The sequence below is a fragment of the Methylophaga sp. SB9B genome (assembly GCF_004832235.1).
GTDB lineage: Bacteria > Pseudomonadota > Gammaproteobacteria > Nitrosococcales > Methylophagaceae > Methylophaga > Methylophaga muralis.
Genome location: NZ_SSXS01000060.1, coordinates 1 through 254 on the forward strand (window position 1 = coordinate 1; position 254 = coordinate 254).

A 254-nucleotide genomic window follows, 5' to 3' on the forward strand; every position below is an offset into this window, starting at 1 on the left:
ATTTCGCACACTTTTAAGTGCCATATACAATAAAATCAACACCACTAGTCCCACCAGAATGGAATGCACTAACAAATCCTTACGTGATTCCGCTTCCGCCACAGCCGTACCAGTAAACTCAGGATAGGTGTCTGCATCAAACTGTACTTCCTGATGCACTCGCTGCTGTAATTCGTTAAAAAACGATCGTAAATCACGACCACTGACATTACAGGTGATGGTTTGCAAGCGTTGTGCACCATGATGCAAAATCG

Annotated in this window: 1 protein-coding gene; it reads right to left on the bottom strand. The window is 43.7% G+C overall.

Annotated elements, in window-relative coordinates; genetic code table 11:
* The coding region (locus E8Q33_RS15130; RefSeq protein ID WP_136555721.1) for an efflux RND transporter permease subunit at positions 1-254 on the bottom strand (254 nt) is incomplete at both ends.